The following is a 17,204-nucleotide window of genomic DNA, read 5'->3' as shown; positions in this document are numbered from 1 at the left end:
GGGAAAGGGATGCGTGCAGGCTATCACGGCGCCGGGCGGCCCGGATTGCGCGAGGTTAATCGGCCACGGGGCTCAGCCCCGCCGCCGCAGCACCGAGACCGCCACGCCGCCCAGCACCAGCGCCGAGGCCAGTACCGTCTTCGCCTCGAGCACCTCGCCCAAGAACAGCATGCCGCCGAGGATGGCGATCACCGGCACCGTCAGCTGTGCCACCGCCGCGACCGAGGCGTCGAGGCGGGGGAGCACCGAGTACCAGAGCGCATAGCCCATTCCCGAGGTCACCGCGCCCGAGAGGATGGCGAGCGCCACGCCGGGCAGGGCTATTTCCACCGCGTCGACCGGCAGGGCGAGGCCGATCACGACGCCCACGGGCGAGGCGAGGATGAAGTTGGCGGCCGTCGCCTGAAGCGCGTCATCTGCCTTGCGCCCGGCGAGCGAGTAGATCCCCCAGCCCACGCCGGCCGCCGCCATGAAAAGCCCGTGGCGAACGCTCACCTGCACCGGCCCGGTGGGCCAGAGCAGCCACACAAGGCCCGAGAGCGCCAGCGCCGCCCCGAGCCAGCGGCGGGCGGGCATCGCCTCGCGCGACAGCAGGCCGCCCGCGAACATGGTGATCTGCACCGTGCCGAAGAGGATCAGCGCGCCGAGCCCCGCGTCGAGCGCGCCGTAGGCCAGCGAAAACCCGTAGATGTAGACGAGCAGCGCCAGCACGCCCACGATGCGGGCCGGCCCGCCCAGCCGCAGCCCGCGGCGCAGGACGAGGCACAGGGCGGCCAGCATCACCGCCCCGGCGAAAAGGCGGATCGTGCCGAAATCGCTGGCGCCGATATGCCCGCCCGCCAGCGCCATCCGGTTCAATATCGAGTTGGCGGCGAAGGCCACCATGGTCAGCGCGGTGAGCAGGACGAGCCGCATCAGAGCCCGTCGAAGGATTTCGGATAGCGCAGCGTTTCCTTCGGTGCGGCGTTGCCGGGCCCGGCGAGCAGCGTGTGCTCGATCGGGTAGGGCGAGGTGAGCCTGGTCGCGCGGTCCTGTCGGAAGCCGGCCTTTTCGTAGAACTCCACCTGCCCCAGCACGACGACATATTGCCCCGACAGCCGCGCCCATTCCGTCAGTTGCCGGATCATCCGGCGGCCGTGGCCATGGCGTTGCAGGTCGGGGGCGACCGCCACCGGCGCAAGGCAAAGCCAGCCTTGCGGCGCACGGAAATGCGACAGGGCGTAATAGCCGATGATCCGATCGCCCAGCGGCAACACCATCTCGCCGCCCATCTCGCCCTTCTTTCGCAGGGTCGTGACGAGGCGGCTTTCCTCGGTGCCGCCGAAGGCCGCGTCGAGCAGGTCGGTCACGACCTCTTCCTCACCCGGCCGCATGGGCCGGGTGAAGCCGGGAAAGGTGGCCTTCACGGCCGGCCCGCCATGTCGGTGAAGCCGGGCGTGCCGGCTTCTTCCGGATGCGCCTCGAGGTGGCGCCGCTTGATCCCGTCGGACATGCTGCGCGAGCCGTCATGGCTCCAGCCCGGGGGCATCACGCAATACATCAGCCGGTCGCGCAGGCGAAGGCCCGGCTGGGTCGCATCGCGCCAGATCGCCACCCATTCGTGAAAGGCCACGCGCAGCGGGTTGAAGGTGCCGATATTGTGGACGAGGCCGTAATCGACCTTTTCCTTCTCGTATTCGGGTACGAAGGTGCCGAACATCTTGTCCCAGATGATGAAGACGCCGGCATAGTTGGCATCGAGATAGCGCGGGTTGCGCCCGTGATGCACCCGGTGGTGGCTGGGCGTGTTCATCACCGCCTCGAACCAGCGGGGCATCCGGCCGATCGCCTCGGTGTGAATCCAGAACTGGTAGATCAGGTTCAGCCCGCCGCAGAACAGCACCATCGCCGGGTGGAACCCCAGCAGGATCAGCGGCGCGCGCACCAGCATCATGAAGGTGAACGTGCCCGTCCATGTCTGGCGCAGGGCGGTGGTGAGGTTGTAATGCTGGCTGGAATGGTGGTTCACGTGGCTGGCCCAGACCCAGCGGATGCGGTGGCCGAAGCGGTGGACCCAGTAATAGCGCAGGTCATCCAGCACGAAGCACAGCAGCACCACCCAGACGGAGGTGCCAAGGTCGAGCGGCGTGATCTCCCACAGGACCATGAAGAAGCCGTAGGCCACGAAGCCCAGGATGATGCCCGAGGCCACGTTTCCCGCGCCCATCAGCAGCGAGGTCAGCGCGTCGCGCGTCTCGTACCGGCCGCCGCGGCGCTTGACCATGATCCAGACCAGTTCGGCGAGAATGGCGGCGATGAAGAAGGGCACGGCGAAATTCACCACGTCCGGATAGGTCAGTTGATCGGTCATCCGTTGCCTTTCTTGCGCATGAAGGTCGGCCAGAGATCGGCCTCGTCATCGTCCAGTCTTAGCCGGATGCGGGGCGCCGCGAAATCGGGAAGATCGACGCGGAGGCCGTCTTTCGTCCGCTGGATGTCCGCGCCGCTCAGGTAGCGGGCCGTGGTGTCCATGCCCATCGGCCAGACCACGCCCGAGCCGTACTCCGTCTCGATCAGGGCGGCGTGGCGGTCGTGGCTGAGGATCACCCGGGTCGGTGGCGCGTCGGAATATTCGCGAAGCCACGCCTGCCTTGCAGATGCCTCGTCGTCGAAGCGCGCCAGTTCCGACCGGCCCAGCAGATGCAGCAGGATCACGATCCCGGCAATGCCGGCCACCACCATGGGTAGAAGAATTTGAAGCGGCATGCAGCCTCCCGGTGTTCGCCGACAGAGTAAGCCAAATCAGGGCCCGGCTTGTCAAAGGGGGCGTGGCGTCAGGGGTCAGCCGGGTTGCGACGGAGGCACGCGCGGCCGTCGCTTGCCCAGCCGTGCCTCGCGCCACGCCAGCAGACCGGCGCCGCACAGGATGATGGCCGCACCGATCAACGAGACGGTGTCGGGGATCACCCCGAAGACCAGGGCGTCGTAAAGCGCGGCAAAGACCAGCGCGGCATAGAAGAAGGGCGCGACGAAGCTTGCGTCGGCCCGGGCCATGGCGTTGACGAAACAGGCCTGCGCCGAGGCCATCAGCACGCCGATCGCCGCCAGGGCCGCCCATTGCTGCGGGCTCGGCCATTGCCACACGAAGGCGGCCGCGACCGTCGCGATGAGCAGCCCGATGCCGTTGTTCATCAGCAGGATCTGCACCGTCCCCTCGCGCCCCGACAGGCGCTTGATCGGGATCATCTCTGCCCCCAGGAGAAAGGCCGCCCCGAGCGCCAGCAGCGCCCCCAGCTCGATCACGCCGCTGCCCGGGCGGGTCAGGATCGCCGCGCCCAGAAGCGCGATGCCGGCCGCGCTCCAGCGCACGCGGCCCACGGTTTCGCCCAGAAACGGGATCGCCAGCATCATTGCGAAGACCGGGTTGAGGAAGCTGATCGCGGTGGCGTCGCTCAGCGGGATGAAGGCGGCGGCCGCGAACATCAGCGTGACCCCGCCCCAGCCGAGCCCCGAGCGCAGGACGTGCAGCCTGAGATCGGGGCGCGAGAGCCGGTGCTGCGTCACGACCGTGACCGCGCCGATGGCGAGGAAGGCGAACAGGAACCGCCCGTGCGAAACCTGCAGCGCGTGCATCCCGGGCCCCAGCGCCCCGGTGCCGAGCGCCTTGGCCAGAAGCGTCGTGCCGGCGACGAAACCGGCCGCGCAGAGCGTCAGCATGGCGGCAAGCGCCGGGTTCTGGTCGCGCGGGGTGAACATGGGCCCGGGCTTCGCGCGAAACACCGCGAGGGTCCAGAGGCGAAATTGTGCGCGGTACAAGTTTTCGCTTTCCCTTGCGGCAGTCGGACGGTATGACCCCGCCCATGATCGCACGCCTCGCATACGCTGCTTCCCGACGCCGACGCACCCGCGTCTGACGTCCGCCCGCGTTCGATCCCCGGCGCCATGTATCCGCGCCATCCTCACATGACATTTGACTCATAGCCCCGCCTGAGCAATCAAAGGGCTTCCTGCAACAGAGGTTATCGCCATGATCCCGTCCGTTCTGCCGACCTACAACCGCGCGCCGCTCTCCTTCGCCAAGGGGGAAGGCAGCTGGCTGATCGAGGATGACGGGCGCCGATTTCTCGACCTCGGTTCGGGTATCGCGGTCAACGCGCTGGGCCATGCGCACCCCGCGCTGGTGGCCGCGCTGACCGAGCAGGCGGGCAAGCTCTGGCACACGTCGAACCTCTACCAGATCCCGCAGCAGCAGGCGCTGGCCGACAAGCTGGTGGCGGCGACCTTTGCCGATACCGTCTTCTTCACCAATTCCGGCACCGAAAGCTGCGAACTGGCGGTCAAGATGGCGCGGAAGTATTTCTACGAGAAGGGCCAGCCCGAGAAGGTCGAGATCATCGGCTTCGAGGGCTCCTTCCACGGCCGCTCCTCGGCCGGCATCGCCGCCGCCGGGTCGGAGAAGATGACCAAGGGCTTCGGGCCGCTGCTGCCGGGCTTCCGCCACGTGGCCTGGGGCGATCATGACGGGCTGAAAGCCGCGATCACCGACGAGACCGCCGCCATCCTGATCGAACCGGTGCAGGGCGAGGGGGGCATTCGCCCGCTGCCCGACCAGTGCCTCAAGGGGCTGCGCGATCTCTGCGACGAGCATGGCATCCTGCTCATCCTCGACGAGGTGCAATGCGGCATGGGCCGCACCGGCAAGCTTTTCGCCCATGAATGGGCGGGGGTCGACCCCGACATCATGATGGTCGCCAAGGGCATCGGCGGGGGCTTTCCGCTGGGCGCGGTGCTGGCCACAGAAGACGCGGCCTCGGGCATGACCGCCGGCACCCATGGCTCGACCTATGGCGGCAACCCGCTGGGATGTGCCGTGGGCAACGCGGTGATGGACCTGGTGGCCGACCCCGCCTTCCTGTCGGAGGTGAACCGCAAGGCGGGCCTTCTGCGCCAGAAGCTCGAAGGGCTGGTCGCCGGCCATCCCGAGGTCTTCGAAGAGGTGCGCGGCGCGGGGCTGATGCTGGGGCTGAAGTGCAAGGCGCTCAACGCCGACGTGGTCAAGGCCGGCTATGACGCGGAAGTCATCACGGTTCCGGCGGCCGACAACGTCATCCGCCTGCTGCCGCCGCTCAATCTGTCAGACGACGAGGTCGCCGAGGCCGTCACCCGCCTCGACGCGGCCGCCACTGAAGTGGAACTGGCCCAAGCTAAGCAAACGGCCTGACTTTCATCTTGCCATAAATACTCCGGGGGTCCGGGGGCTGGCCCCCGGATGCGCCGCCATCAAAGAGACAGACCGACATGACCGATTTCCTCGATATCCATAAGACCGACCCCGCCGACCTTCGGCAGATCCTCGACCAGGCCAGCGCCATGAAGACCGCCCGCGCCGGCCGCCTGCGGGGGGCGCCGGATGACGACCAGCCGCTGAAAGACCGGATGGTCGCGCTGATCTTCGAGAAGCCCTCGACCCGGACGCGCGTCAGCTTCGACGTGGGTGTGCGCCAGATGGGCGGGCAGACCATGCTGCTGTCTGGCGCCGAGATGCAGCTGGGGCATGGCGAGACCATCGCCGACACCGCCCGCGTGCTCAGCCGCTATGTCGACCTCATCATGATCCGCACCTTCGACGAATCCGTTCTGCTCGAAATGGCGGAATATTCCGACGTGCCGGTGATCAACGGTCTGACCGACCGCACCCACCCCTGCCAGATCATGGCCGACGTGCTGACCTTCGAAGAGCATCGCGGGCCGATCGACGGCAAGAAGGTCGTCTGGTCGGGTGACGGCAACAATGTCTGCGCCTCCTTCCTGCATGCCGCGGCGCAGTTCGGTTTCGACCTGACCTTCACCGGCCCGTCGCAGCTTGACCCGGAAGACGAGTTCGTGGGCCTTGCGCGCCGCGCGGGCCGGACGATCACGATCGAGCGCGACCCTTACAAGGCCGTTCAGGATGCCGACCTGATCGTCGCCGATACCTGGGTGTCGATGCATGACAGCCAGTCCACCAAGGAACGCCGGCACAACATGCTGCGGCCCTACCAGGTGAACGAGGACCTGATGGCGCACGCCAAACCGGATGCGCTCTTCATGCATTGCCTGCCGGCCCACCGCGAGGAAGAGGTCACCAGCGCCGTGATGGACGGGCCCCAGTCGGTGATCTGGGACGAGGCCGAGAACCGGCTGCACGCGCAGAAGGCGATCATGCGGTGGTGCCTGGGCGTGTGAACGACACCACCGCCACCGGGCCCGGCCGCCTTCTGGCGGCGGGGCTGCTCATCCTGATGGGGATGATGTGGGGGCTGCAATTCGCCATGCTGAAGCTCACCTCGCAGGGTGGGTATTCGGAAATTTGCGTGGTGATGATCGCGCTGGTGCTGCTGTCGCTGGCCTTCCTCGCCATCTCGCATGTCCGGGGCGAGCATATCCGCAGCCTGCGGGGCGTCGTGCCCTTCCTGCTCATCACCTCGGTGCTGGGCTATGTCATTCCGCTCTTTGCCGCGCTGACCGCGGCGGGCGAGATCAGCACCGGGTTGCTCAGCCTGACCGGCTGCACGTCGCCGGTGGTCGCGGTCATCATCGCCCTGTTGCTGCGCACGGAGCGGGTGTCGCCCCGGCGTGTCGCCGCCGTGGTGCTGGGGCTGGCGTCGGTCGCGGTGATCCTCGTGCCGCAGGTCGATGCGCCGGGCTTCGGCATGGCGCCCTGGATCCTTCTGGCGCTGGTCGTGCCGGTCTCCTACGGGATCGAGTCGATCTACATTGCCCGCCACTGGCCCGCGGGCATGACCGCCATGCAGGCGGTCACCGGCGAAACGATCACCGCCGCCGTGCTGGTCTTCCCGATTTTCGCCGTCTTTTCCGGCGGCACCCTGCCGCTTTCCTCGGGCTGGACGCTGGCCGAAACCGCCATCGTCGTCTTCGTCGCGGCGGGCGTGGTCGAAAGCCTGATCTATTTCTACCTGATCCGCCACACCGGCGGCGTTTTCGTCAATTTCGGCACTTTCGTCTCGCTCTTCGCGGGCATCGGCTGGGGCATCGTGCTGTTTGGGGAAAGCCATTCCGCGCTGGTCTGGGGGGCGGTTCTTCTGCTCGTGGGCTCGCTCTACCTTGTCAGCCGCGAGGCCTGAGCCCGCCGATGCGCTTGCACATGTCCACGTTTGCAATAGGCTGATTCCGGGGTATCGGGAGAAGGCGCATAGATGGCCAAGGCACAGATCGGCGTTTACGGGCTTGGCACCATGGGGAGCGCGCTGGCGCTCAACATGGCGGAGAAGGGGTTCGAGGTCGCGGTCACGAACCGGGAAACCGACTGGATTGCCGGGTTCGTCGAGGAGGCGGGCGCGCTTGGTGGCAAGCTGCACGCGCATGACACGCTTGAAGGTTTCGTCGCCAACCTTGCCGCGCCGCGCGTGATCCTGTTCATGATCCCGTCGGGCGCGCCGATGGATGCGATGATCGACGCGGTCGTGCCGCTGCTGGCCGCCGGCGACACGATCATCGACGGCGGGAATGCCGATTTCCACCTCACGCGCCGCCGGTCGGCCGCGCTGGCGGGACAAGATATCCATTTCGTCGGCATGGGCGTTTCGGGTGGTGAAAAGGGCGCGCGGCACGGCCCCTCGATGATGGTGGGCGGCACCGAGCATAGCTGGCAGCAGTTGAAGCCCATCCTGCGCGCCATCGCGGCGCAGTACGAGGGCGAGCCCTGCGTCGCCCATCTCGGGCCCGACGGGGCGGGGCATTTCGTCAAGACGGTGCATAACGGCATCGAATATGCCGACATGCAGATGATCGCCGAGATCTACAGCCTGCTGCGCAACGGCGCCGCCTGGGCGCCTGCCGAGATCGGCCAGCTTTTCGCCGAGTGGAACAAGGGGCCGCTGCGCTCCTACCTCGTCGAGATCACGGCCGATATCCTGCAGTATCACGACCCCGAGACCGGGCACCCGATGGTCGACGTCATCAAGGATGCCGCCGGGCAGAAGGGCACCGGCCGCTGGACGGTGATCGAGGCGCAGAAGATGGGGCAGGCGGCCAGCATGATCGAGGCCGCCGTGGGCGCGCGGGCGTGGTCGTCGGAAAAGGAGACGCGGCAGACAGCGCAGGAGAAACTCGGCGGGGCCCGTGGCGCCATCGAGGCCGACGGCGCGACATTGGCCGACGCGATGATGGCGGCGCGCATCCTGGGCTATGCGCAGGGGTTCCGCATCCTCGCCGCCGCCTCGGCCGAATATGACTGGCAGCTCGATTTCGCCCGTATCGCCGAGATCTGGCGGGCGGGGTGCATCATCCGCTCGGCCCTGCTTGACGATATCGCCTCGGCCTTCCGGGGCGAGCTGTTGCATGGCGAGCTGATCCTCTCGCCCAGCTTCACCGAAACCCTGGGCCGGACCCTGCCGGCGCTGAGGGCCGTCGTCGGCGCGGCGGTGGCGCAAGGGCACGCGGTGCCGGCGCTGTCCTCGGCGCTGCAATGGGCCGACACGATGCGGCAGGGCTTCGGCAGCGCCAACATCATACAGGCGCAGCGCGATTATTTCGGGTATCACGGCTTTGAAAGGCTGGGGCAGGCGGGCAAGCACCACGGGCCCTGGTGGGATCAGGCCTGACTCAGCCGTCGGGAAGCCCCGGCGTTTCCAGGGTTCCGTCCATCGGGTGTCTCATCCAGCCGCGGAGCAGGCCCTCGAACCTGTTCAGGGCGTTGATCTTCTCGACCCGGCTTCGTGACGGGGGCGCGTCGGGGAAAAGTATGACGGACAGGTCGTCGGTTTCGGGGGCGAGCAAGTTGTCATGCTCGTCTGAGGCGAAGGACGCGGCCCGCTGGATGAAAGTCCAGCGTTCGGTCCTGTCCGACGTTTCATCGAGCTGCGACAGAAGCCGAAGCGCCCTGTCGCGGTCGAGCAGCAGAAGCTCGAAGACCCGCGTCGAGCCGCGCTTGCTGAAGCCTTCGACGACAATGCTCTCGCCGCGTCGGTTCCGCTCTATCGCGGTTCTCAGGTCCTCTTCCTCGATATTGGCCACGTAGCTTCGCCGGTAGATCACGTTGGGCAGCTTGCGGCGCGTCATGGTGGTGCCGGTCGCGGTGTTGCCGGCCGGGGCGCCCACGCCCGGGGCGGGGCCGGTGGCGTTGTCGCGGCCGCTGCCGCGGTCGTCGCCGTCGGGGGCGGTTGTCGCAAGGGCCGGCGCGGCCGGTGCGAGTGCCACCATGACGGCGACTATCAGGAAGTTGTGTTGAATACGGCCCTTCGAAACTTTGCACGTCATCGAAACCCCCCGGTCGCCAATGGTAACAAGTTACCACGAATGTGGGATTCGCACAAATTCACGGCCGTACCGCGCCGCATCGCGACACGCCCCCGCGGCGACAACAAGCGGTCGCCTCAACTCCCGCGCAGGCCCGGCGTTTCAAGCGTGCCTTCCATCGGATTGCGCCGCCAGATGTCGAGCAGGCTCTGGTAGTGCCGCAGACGCCGGATGGCGGTGAGCTTTTTCAGCGTTTCCTTGTCGGACGGGAAAAACACCTCGTGCGCCTCGGTTTCGTTGATCAGGAAGATCGAGTTCGACACCCCGTCAGAGGCCTCGTACAGGATATGCCGCCGATCGTCGCGATCGGTTTCGGTCTTCAGCTTGTTTATCAGGTAGAGCGTCCGCCGCCGCCTGAGAAGCAACATCATGAACAGGGTCGACGACATGCGTTTGCTGAAGCCGGCGACGACCACGCGGCCGCCTGTCCGGTTCATCCTGATCGCGGCGCTGAGATCCTCGTTCGAGACATTGCCAAGGTAGGATTGCCGGAAAATCACGTCCGGTGCCGTGCCGTCGCCCGGCGAGCCGTCGCGCCCGCTGCCGCGGTCGTCGGCATCCGGCCCGGCAATGGTCGCCAGGGCCGGTGACGCAAGGCTTATCGCCGCGCCGAACGTGCCAAGCAGAGAACGTCGGGAAACATGGCCCTTGGAAAAGTTGAACATTATCAAAACCCTCCCTTAATTATGGTAACATAATACCATAAATGTGGGAATCGGACAAATCGGGGCACGGGCCTCAGTTGTCGGGGGCGCCGGGGGTTCTGTAGGTGCCTTCCATGGGCGTGTTCATCCAGCGATAGAGCAGGGCTTCGTAGGCCGTCAGGCGCTTGATGGCGATGGCGCGGCTCTCGGTCTCGTTTTCGAGTTGATAGGTGACCTCGGCGCTGGCAGGCGTGTCGCCGCTTTTCAGGGCGGCGAGGGTGCGGCCGACGATCTGCGCCTCGTAGGTCAGGTTGGCGAGGCGGGCGGTGCGGGTTGGCTTGTTCTCGAGGGAATCCAGAAGATTGACGGTGCGCTGGCGCAGCAGGAGCAGCATCCGGAACAGGTGCACCGACATCTCCTGGGTGAAGCCATCGGCCACCACCTCGCCGCCGACCTGGTTCAGCTTGATGGCGTTCCGGAGCGCACGGTCGGTGACGATCTTCAGGTAGGGCCTGTTGTAGACCACGTAGCGTTCGGAGTTCTTCCGGCGCTGTTTGTCCGACGCATTGCCGGTCTTGCCGTCGGTCGATGCAGGCGCGGCAGCATCGGCGTTGTCGCGCCCGCTGCGGTCTCCGCCTTCGATCCCGATGGTGGCGGATGCAGATGTTGCGGTGCAAAGTGCCGCAGCGGCGATCAGAAGGCATCGTCGCAGACGGGCCCTGGATGCGTCGGTCGTCATCGTCATGGAAGTCCCCAGCCCCTTCGGGATCACGCTACAGCCAGCTCCGTATCCGGTCAAACGGACAGGTGCGGTTTGGCGCTTATACGAGGACGGTGTCGAGCAGCAGGAAGATCACGGCCGACATGGCGGCGGCCGCGGGCACGGTGATGACCCAGGCGGCGATGATGGTCATGAAGTGGCTGCGCCGCACGAGCTTGCGCCGGCGGCGTTCCTCGGGGGGCAGGCGGCGGGCGGTGCCGTTGGTGCTGTTCGAGGGGCGGCGGCGTTCCATGTACCATTCGCGGAAGAAGCCCACGCCGAAGACGCCGCCCACGGCGATATGGGTCGAGCTGACCGGCAGGCCCAGCCAGCTGGCCACGATCACGGTGATGGCGGCCGAGAGCGCCACGCAATAGGCGCGCATCGGGTTGAGCTTGGTGATCTGGCTGCCGACCATGCGGATCAGCTTGGGCCCGAAGAGGAAGAGGCCGAAGGAGATGCCGAGCGCCCCGATCACCATGACCCAGAGGGGGATGGCGACCTCGCCCGCGGAGGCGCCGAACTCCGACGCGTGGACGATGGCAGCGAGGGGGCCCACGGCGTTGGCCACGTCATTGGCGCCATGCGCGAAGGAGAGCAGCGCCGCGGAGACGATGAGGGGCAGGGCGAAGAGCGTCTTGAGCGAGCGGTTGCGGTTTTCGAGCCCCCGCGACTGGCGCCTGACCAGCGGCACGGTGAGGCCCCAGCAGACCAGCCCGCCAACCAGCCCGATCAGCAGTGCGGTGCCCATGTCGATATGGATCACCCGCTTGAGGCCCTTCAGCGACAGGTAGGCGGCGAAGGCGCCGGCCATGATGCCCACGAGGATCGGCACCCAGAGGCGGGCGGCGGCAAGCTTGTCGTCGCGGTAGATGATCTGGCTCTTGATGACGGCGAGGAAGGCGGCGGCAATCACCCCGCCGAGCACGGGCGAGATCACCCAGCTGGCGGCGATGGCGCCCATGGTGGGCCACGACACCGCGCCGAAGCCCGCCGCGGCGATGCCTGCGCCCATCACCCCGCCGACGACGGAATGGGTGGTCGAGACCGGCGCGCCCACCTTGGTGGCGAGGTTCACCCATAGCGCGGCCGACACCAGCGCGGCCATCATCGCCCAGATGAAGCTGTGGGTTTCGGCCACGCTGGTGGGGTCGATGATGCCCTTGGAGATGGTCGAGACCACGTCGCCGCCTGCCAGCAGCGCGCCCGCCGTCTCGCACACGGCGGCGATGACGATGGCGCCGCCCATGGTCAGCGCGTTGGCGCCCACCGCGGGCCCCATGTTGTTGGCCACGTCGTTGGCGCCGATGTTGAGGGCCATGTAGGCGCCGAAGACGGCCGCGGCGACCACGATCAGGTTGCCGGGCTGCGTGCCGAAGAACAGCGCCGCCGCCAGCCCGGCGACCGCGATGAAGGCCAGCGCGATGCCCAGCGCCGTCAGCGGGCGGGCGACATAGGCGGTGGCATACTCGACCTGGGAAATGCGCCCGAGGTCCTTGTCGAGCGTCTTCCACTGGTTGTTGTTGTCGGGCGACTGGCTCACAAAGGGTCTTCCGGCGTCTTGCAGCTTCCGGGAGGCACCGCTAGCTGTAGGCAGGGGCCAATTCAACCGCCCCTGTCATTATTCCGTTACAAAACTTTTACAGTTGCAGCAAAAGCTCTTTGAGACTGGGCTCGTCGACGCGGTTGGCGGCGGTCTCGGGGTCGAGCCAGAGGCGCGCCCGCTCGGAGGATTCGGGGTAGGTGTCGAGCAGCGTTTCCACGTCGACGCGATAGACCTGCACCTCGACCGGGGCGACGTAGCCGTCGTCGAGGCGCTTTTCGTAGTGGTAGACGCCGACCGGCGCCTCGCTGACATTGGCGGTCTTGACGCCGGCCTCTTCCCAGGCTTCCTCGCAGGCGGCCTCGGCGGCGTTCTTGCCATCCATCAGCCAGCCCTTGGGCATCACCCAGCGGCCGGTATCGCGGCTGGTGATCATCAGGACTTCGGTGCCGTTCTCACCCTTGCGGCAGCACAGGGCGGCCACTTGCAATTCGGGGGGGCGGCGAAAGAGGGGCTGAACCATTTCGGTCCAGGCTTTTCGGAAACCATCGGTCATTCGACTATAACTTCTGCTCACGCGTTTTGATTATAGGCTTAATATAACAACGGTTTGACGAATATCAATTCAGTCGCGGCGTCGCTTCACCCTCAGAGTCGGATCGGCCACAGTGGGGTCTTCCGGCCAGGGGTGTTTCGGGTAGCGCCCGCGCATGTCCTTGCGGACATCCGCATAGGAGGAGGCCCAGAAGCCGGGGAGGTCCATCGTGGTCTGCACCGGGCGGCCGGCGGGCGACAGGAGCGTCACGCGCAGGGGCGTGCGGCCGACCGTGGGGTGGGTGGTCTGGCCGAACATCTCCTGCAGGCGGAGGGATATCTCGGGATGCTCGCCGGAATAGTCGATGGGGATGTCGCGGCCGAGCGGCGAGGTGAAGTGGGCGGGGGCCTTGACGTCGAGCGCCTGCATCCGGTCCCAGTCGAGCCGGGCGCGCAGAGCGGGGAGAATGTCGAAGCGTTTCCAGTCCTGCGCGGTTTTCACGCCGGTGAGGTAGGGCAGGAGCCAGTCTTCGAGCGTGTCCAGCAGGGCGGGCTCAGACATGTCGGGCAGGTCTTCGCCCGCCTCGCGAAGCAGTTCCACGCGGGCGACGAAGCGGCGGGCGGCGTCTGTCCAGCTCATCCCGAGATCGCGCACGCCGTCGAGCATGGCGCGCGCCACGGCGTCCGGCGGCGGGTCCTTCCAGACCCGGTCGTCGAGGGCCAGCGCGCCGAAGCGTTCCTGTTGGCGGGTCACGACGCGGCGCTCGCGCCGGTCCCATTCGCAGATGTCCTGCCAGCCGATCTGGTCGGCGAAGAGCGCGCGCAGCTCGGCCTCCTCGATGCGGATCGCCTGCCGGATGCGGGCCTCGCGGCGGTCGCCGTCGAGGTCGGTTGCCACGATCAGCCGGGTGCCGGCCATCGGGTCCTCCTCGGGCAGGATGGCGCCCTTGCCGCCCGACAGCACGTAGCGTGGCGCGTCGCCCTTGCGGCGCAGGCCGACACGGTCGGGATAGGCCAAAGCGGCGGCGGCGGCGTCGCTCATCGCGCCCTGGCTGGCGCGCCTCGCGGATTTGGCGAGGCGTTTCGCCTCGGCCCGGATGCGTTCGATGACCGGCCGGCTGGGCTGGTGCGGCGAGCGGCCGGCGAAACCTTTCGGATCGCGCACCGCCGCCAGCCTGAGCGACAGGTCGACGGGCGCGCCACGCGGCAGCGGGTCACGCTCGGCCAGAAGCGCGGCGAGGGGGGCGGCGTCGGGGCCAGCGATGGCCAGCATATGTGCCAGGCGCGGGTGGAGCGGCAGGGCGGCCAGCGCCTTGCCGTGGGGCGTGATCCGGTTCTCGCGGTCGAGCGCGCCCAGCATCCGGAGCAGGGATTGCGCCTCGGCATAGCTGCCGGGGGCGGGGGGCGTGAGGAAGGCGAGGTCGCCCGGTTGCGCGCCCCAGAGCGCCAGTTCCAGCGCCAGCCCGGCGAGGTCGGCCGCCTCGATCTCGGCCGGGGGATAGGCGCGGAGCGCGCCTTCCTCGCCCTTGGTCCAGAGCCGGTAGCAGGTGCCCTCCGCCACCCGGCCGGCGCGGCCGGCGCGCTGCGTCGCCTCGGCGCGCGTGACCGGCTCGGTCACCAGCCGCGACATGCCCGAGGAGGGGTCGAACCGTGCCCGCCGCGCCTTGCCGCCGTCGACCACGACGCGGATATCCTCGATGGTCAGCGAGGTTTCGGCGATGGAGGTGGCGAGCACCACTTTGCGGCCTTGGTCGACCGGCGCGATGGCGGCGCGCTGCTGGGCGAAGGGCAGGGCGCCGTAAAGGGGCCTGACCTCGCAACCGGCGGGCAGGCGGCCCTTCAGCTGGCCCTCGACCCGCCGGATTTCGCCCTCGCCGGGGAGGAAGACGAGGATGCCGCCCTCGGTTTCCCCGGCCGCTTGCACCACGAGATCGGCCAAGGCCGCATCGAAGCGCACGCCCTTGCGCAGGGGCCGGGGGAGGTGGCGGAGGTCGACGGGGAAGCTGCGGCCCCGGGAGGTGATGACCGGCGCCTCCATCAGCTCGGCCACCGGGTCTGCGTCGAGCGTGGCGGACATGGCGACGAGGATGAGGTCGTCGCGCAGCGCCCCGGCGATCTCGAGGCAGAGGGCGAGGCCGAGATCGGCGTTGAGCGAGCGTTCGTGGAATTCGTCAAAGATCACCGCGCCGATGCCGGTGAGTTCCGGGTCGGACTGGATCATGCGGGTGAGGATGCCTTCGGTGACCACCTCGACTCGGGTGGCGTTCGAGACCTTGGCCTCGCCCCGCACGCGGTAGCCCACGGTCTGGCCCGCGTTTTCGCCCAGGGTGGAGGCCATCCGCTCGGCCGCCGCCCGCGCGGCGAGGCGGCGCGGTTCTAGCATCAGGATGCGGCCCTGGGTCAGCCCGGCACTCAGCATCTCGAGCGGCACGACGGTGGTCTTGCCTGCCCCCGGCGGGGCCTGCAGAACGGCCCGGCCCCCGCGCCGCAGCGCGTCGATCAGGGGCGGGATCGCCTCGTGGATGGGGAGCGTGGTCATGGGCCCGGGTTATCGGGCAAAGGGGCGCGGATTTCCATAGGCCGCGGCGCCGGGCCTTGCGGGCGGGACTTGGATATTTGGGCCAAGAAGAAGCGCGGGCGTGGCGTAGGGGCGGTCAGCGGCGATCCATCACCGCGGGGCCCAGCTTGGTGTCGAAGGCCACCCGTTCGGCGCGCATCACGTCGCCGGCGTCGACATAGGTGACCGAGATGCTGACATTGCGCTTCTCGCGCTCGCTGTCGGAATAGCCCGCCACTCGCCGATAGGAGCCGTTGCAGGTGATGGTGTTGCCGTTGGGCTGGCGTCCCTTGAGCGAGATGACCGCGTGGCGGTGGCCGTCGAAGACATCCGCCTCGAAGCGGCAGACCTCGTCGCGGGGCTGATCGCGCAGGGCGACGTAGAGCAGGGTCAGCGGGTCGATGGCGTTGGTCAGGGTCGAGGTGTCGGCGGGGGGCGCGCTGCTGCCGGTATCGCCCGAGATCAGCCGGGGCTTGCCCGGGGCGAACCGGACCTTGACGTTGGTGACGCGGCTGCCGTCGTCGATGGCCTCGGAATAGGTCTGGGGCTTGAGGGTGTCGCCCGCCACGCGGCCCTGCACCTCGACATCGGCCCGCACCCGCTTGAGCGCGCCGACCAGCCCGGCCGTGCGGAACTTGGTGCGCGCCGCATAGGCGCTTTCGGTGACGTTGGCGGCGATTTCGATCATGCCGGCCTTGAGGCCCAGCAGGCGCACCTCGAAGCGCATCGACGACTGGTCCTCGGCCAGCGCCGGAGACGCCAGCAGGGCACAAAGGGCAATGGGGAGTATTCGCATGACGTAACCTCGTTCGCCGCCCGCCCCGCTCTGGACATTCCCGCCCCGGCCAAGGCATAGGTGCCGAAAGGCAAGCGCACGGGCGACGGCTATGGATATTGCACAGCTTAGCGACAGAATTATCAAGGGGGATCGGCGCGCCCTGTCACGCGCGATCACCCTGATCGAGAGCGGACGGGCGGATCACCGCTTACAGGCGGGCGAGCTGATGGAGGCCGTGAAGGGCCATGGCGAGGCCATCCGCATCGGCCTGTCCGGCACGCCCGGCGTGGGGAAATCGACCTTCATCGAGGCGTTCGGCTCGATGCTGACCGCCCAGGGGTTGCGGGTGGCGGTGCTGGCGGTCGACCCCAGTTCGACCCGCTCGGGAGGGTCTATCCTGGGTGACAAGACCCGGATGGAGAAGCTGAGCCGCGACCCCAATGCCTTTATCCGCCCCTCGCCCAGCCAGTCGCACCTGGGCGGCGTGGCACGGCGCACGCGCGAGGCGGTGTCGGTCTGCGAGGCCGCGGGCTTCGACGTGGTGCTGATCGAGACGGTGGGCGTGGGCCAGTCGGAGACGGTTGTGGCCGAGATGTCCGATCTCTTCATCCTGCTGCTGGCGCCGGCGGGCGGCGACGAGTTGCAGGGCGTCAAGCGCGGCATCATGGAGATGGCGGACATGATCCTTGTCAACAAGGCCGATGGCGATTTGAAGGCGGCGGCGACGCGGACCTGTTCGGACTATACCGGTGCCTTGCGCCTGTTGCGCAAGCGGCCGCAGGACCCGGAGGGTTTCCCGAAGGCGATGATGGTGTCCGCCCAGCAGGAGGAGGGGCTGAAATCGGCGTGGGAGGAGATGACCGCGCTGACCGAGTGGCGCCGCGAGAACGGCCATTTCGCCGCCCGCCGGGAGGCGCAGGCGCGGTACTGGTTCAACGAGGAAGTGAAGCAGGGGCTTCTGGCGCAGCTCGAGACGCCCGAGGCGAAGGCGGCGCTGGAGCAAGCCGCCGAGGACGTGGCCGAGGGCCGCGCGACACCCACCAACGCGGCGCGGGAGTTGCTGGAGCGGCTGAAGGGGTAGGGGCCGGCCGGCGGGGTCCCGTGGTTGGAAA

Annotated in this window: 17 protein-coding genes; 5 read left to right on the top strand and 12 right to left on the bottom strand. The window is 67.9% G+C overall.

Annotation, left to right across the window (positions count from 1 at the left end):
• Positions 1-72: 72 nt before the first annotated feature.
• From RIdsm_RS20680 to RIdsm_RS20660, 5 genes are all read right to left on the bottom strand, one after another.
• The gene (locus RIdsm_RS20680; RefSeq protein WP_057817735.1) at positions 73-915 is read right to left on the bottom strand and encodes a DMT family transporter; all 843 of its coding nucleotides are present in this window, start codon (positions 913-915) and stop codon (positions 73-75) included.
• Positions 915-1,406 carry a GNAT family N-acetyltransferase gene (locus RIdsm_RS20675; RefSeq protein WP_236553349.1) on the bottom strand — a complete coding sequence of 164 codons (492 nt, stop codon included), beginning with the start codon at positions 1,404-1,406 and terminating at the stop codon, positions 915-917. The genes RIdsm_RS20680 and RIdsm_RS20675 overlap by 1 nt, the downstream gene beginning before the upstream one ends.
• Entirely contained in the window at positions 1,403-2,350 is a 948-nt protein-coding gene (locus tag RIdsm_RS20670) for a sterol desaturase family protein (protein WP_057817738.1), read from the bottom strand. The genes RIdsm_RS20675 and RIdsm_RS20670 overlap by 4 nt, the downstream gene beginning before the upstream one ends.
• Positions 2,347-2,745 carry a hypothetical protein gene (locus tag RIdsm_RS20665; protein WP_057817740.1) on the bottom strand — a complete coding sequence of 133 codons (399 nt, stop codon included), beginning with the start codon at positions 2,743-2,745 and terminating at the stop codon, positions 2,347-2,349. Before RIdsm_RS20665 ends, RIdsm_RS20670 begins: the two co-directional genes overlap by 4 nt.
• Positions 2,746-2,820: 75 nt before the next feature.
• Complete coding sequence (locus RIdsm_RS20660; RefSeq protein WP_057817968.1) at positions 2,821-3,735, bottom strand: DMT family transporter; 915 nt, start codon at positions 3,733-3,735, stop codon at positions 2,821-2,823.
• A 271-nt stretch (positions 3,736-4,006) separates the two neighbouring features.
• On the opposite strand from RIdsm_RS20660, the gene RIdsm_RS20655 reads away from it, so the two are divergent.
• From RIdsm_RS20655 to gndA, 4 genes are all read left to right on the top strand, one after another.
• Entirely contained in the window at positions 4,007-5,200 is a 1,194-nt protein-coding gene (locus RIdsm_RS20655; protein ID WP_057817742.1) for an aspartate aminotransferase family protein, read from the top strand.
• A 77-nt stretch (positions 5,201-5,277) separates the two neighbouring features.
• Positions 5,278-6,204 (top strand): ornithine carbamoyltransferase, encoded by a 927-nt coding sequence (gene argF / locus RIdsm_RS20650; RefSeq protein ID WP_057817744.1) that lies wholly within the window; start codon positions 5,278-5,280, stop codon positions 6,202-6,204.
• Positions 6,201-7,103: a DMT family transporter gene (locus RIdsm_RS30790; protein ID WP_057817745.1), complete on the top strand. Its 903-nt coding sequence runs from the start codon at positions 6,201-6,203 to the stop codon at positions 7,101-7,103. Before argF ends, RIdsm_RS30790 begins: the two co-directional genes overlap by 4 nt.
• Positions 7,104-7,175: 72 nt before the next feature.
• Positions 7,176-8,582, top strand: coding sequence for an NADP-dependent phosphogluconate dehydrogenase (gndA, locus tag RIdsm_RS20640; RefSeq protein WP_057817747.1), 1,407 nt, complete (start codon positions 7,176-7,178; stop codon positions 8,580-8,582).
• Position 8,583: 1 nt separating this feature from the next.
• Here gndA and RIdsm_RS20635 read toward each other — a convergent pair whose 3' ends face one another.
• The 7 genes from RIdsm_RS20635 to RIdsm_RS20605 all read right to left on the bottom strand — a co-directional run bounded on the left by RIdsm_RS20635 (position 8,584) and on the right by RIdsm_RS20605 (position 16,110).
• Positions 8,584-9,180, bottom strand: a complete 597-nt coding sequence (locus tag RIdsm_RS20635; protein ID WP_057817750.1) for a hypothetical protein — start codon at positions 9,178-9,180, stop codon at positions 8,584-8,586.
• Between the two features lie 173 nt (positions 9,181-9,353).
• Complete coding sequence (locus tag RIdsm_RS20630) at positions 9,354-9,941, bottom strand: hypothetical protein (RefSeq protein ID WP_057817752.1); 588 nt, start codon at positions 9,939-9,941, stop codon at positions 9,354-9,356.
• A 73-nt stretch (positions 9,942-10,014) separates the two neighbouring features.
• On the bottom strand, positions 10,015-10,665 hold the full coding sequence (locus RIdsm_RS20625) for a hypothetical protein (protein ID WP_057817754.1): 651 nt from the start codon (positions 10,663-10,665) through the stop codon (positions 10,015-10,017).
• A 76-nt stretch (positions 10,666-10,741) separates the two neighbouring features.
• The gene (locus RIdsm_RS20620) at positions 10,742-12,223 is read right to left on the bottom strand and encodes an inorganic phosphate transporter (protein ID WP_057817756.1); all 1,482 of its coding nucleotides are present in this window, start codon (positions 12,221-12,223) and stop codon (positions 10,742-10,744) included.
• 97 nt (positions 12,224-12,320) lie between these two features.
• Positions 12,321-12,779 (bottom strand): NUDIX hydrolase, encoded by a 459-nt coding sequence (locus tag RIdsm_RS20615; protein ID WP_057817758.1) that lies wholly within the window; start codon positions 12,777-12,779, stop codon positions 12,321-12,323.
• 69 nt (positions 12,780-12,848) lie between these two features.
• Positions 12,849-15,296, bottom strand: a complete 2,448-nt coding sequence (gene hrpB / locus RIdsm_RS20610; protein ID WP_057817760.1) for an ATP-dependent helicase HrpB — start codon at positions 15,294-15,296, stop codon at positions 12,849-12,851.
• Between the two features lie 115 nt (positions 15,297-15,411).
• Entirely contained in the window at positions 15,412-16,110 is a 699-nt protein-coding gene (locus RIdsm_RS20605) for a DUF3108 domain-containing protein (protein WP_057817762.1), read from the bottom strand.
• A gap of 91 nt (positions 16,111-16,201) precedes the next feature.
• On the opposite strand from RIdsm_RS20605, the gene meaB reads away from it, so the two are divergent.
• Positions 16,202-17,173: a methylmalonyl Co-A mutase-associated GTPase MeaB gene (meaB, locus tag RIdsm_RS20600; protein WP_057817764.1), complete on the top strand. Its 972-nt coding sequence runs from the start codon at positions 16,202-16,204 to the stop codon at positions 17,171-17,173.
• The last annotated feature ends 31 nt before the right edge of the window (positions 17,174-17,204 follow it).

Origin of the sequence: Roseovarius indicus, from assembly GCF_008728195.1 — a bacterium.
Classification (GTDB): domain Bacteria; phylum Pseudomonadota; class Alphaproteobacteria; order Rhodobacterales; family Rhodobacteraceae; genus Roseovarius; species Roseovarius indicus.
This window is presented reverse-complemented; position numbering and strand designations above follow the sequence as displayed.

What these genes read in the sequence shown, in the direction of transcription:
- RIdsm_RS20680 (WP_057817735.1), bottom strand. Translation starts at nt 915, where the DNA reads ATGCGGCTCGTCCTGCTCACCGCGCTGACCATGGTGGCCTTCGCCGCC.
- RIdsm_RS20670 (WP_057817738.1), bottom strand. Translation starts at nt 2,350, where the DNA reads ATGACCGATCAACTGACCTATCCGGACGTGGTGAATTTCGCCGTGCCC.
- RIdsm_RS20665 (WP_057817740.1), bottom strand. Translation starts at nt 2,745, where the DNA reads ATGCCGCTTCAAATTCTTCTACCCATGGTGGTGGCCGGCATTGCCGGG.
- RIdsm_RS20660 (WP_057817968.1), bottom strand. Translation starts at nt 3,735, where the DNA reads ATGTTCACCCCGCGCGACCAGAACCCGGCGCTTGCCGCCATGCTGACG.
- RIdsm_RS20655 (WP_057817742.1), top strand. Translation starts at nt 4,007, where the DNA reads ATGATCCCGTCCGTTCTGCCGACCTACAACCGCGCGCCGCTCTCCTTC.
- argF (WP_057817744.1), top strand. Translation starts at nt 5,278, where the DNA reads ATGACCGATTTCCTCGATATCCATAAGACCGACCCCGCCGACCTTCGG.
- gndA (WP_057817747.1), top strand. Translation starts at nt 7,176, where the DNA reads ATGGCCAAGGCACAGATCGGCGTTTACGGGCTTGGCACCATGGGGAGC.
- RIdsm_RS20635 (WP_057817750.1), bottom strand. Translation starts at nt 9,180, where the DNA reads ATGGTGGCACTCGCACCGGCCGCGCCGGCCCTTGCGACAACCGCCCCC.
- RIdsm_RS20630 (WP_057817752.1), bottom strand. Translation starts at nt 9,941, where the DNA reads ATGTTCAACTTTTCCAAGGGCCATGTTTCCCGACGTTCTCTGCTTGGC.
- RIdsm_RS20625 (WP_057817754.1), bottom strand. Translation starts at nt 10,665, where the DNA reads ATGACGATGACGACCGACGCATCCAGGGCCCGTCTGCGACGATGCCTT.
- RIdsm_RS20615 (WP_057817758.1), bottom strand. Translation starts at nt 12,779, where the DNA reads ATGACCGATGGTTTCCGAAAAGCCTGGACCGAAATGGTTCAGCCCCTC.
- hrpB (WP_057817760.1), bottom strand. Translation starts at nt 15,296, where the DNA reads ATGACCACGCTCCCCATCCACGAGGCGATCCCGCCCCTGATCGACGCG.
- RIdsm_RS20605 (WP_057817762.1), bottom strand. Translation starts at nt 16,110, where the DNA reads ATGCGAATACTCCCCATTGCCCTTTGTGCCCTGCTGGCGTCTCCGGCG.
- meaB (WP_057817764.1), top strand. Translation starts at nt 16,202, where the DNA reads ATGGATATTGCACAGCTTAGCGACAGAATTATCAAGGGGGATCGGCGC.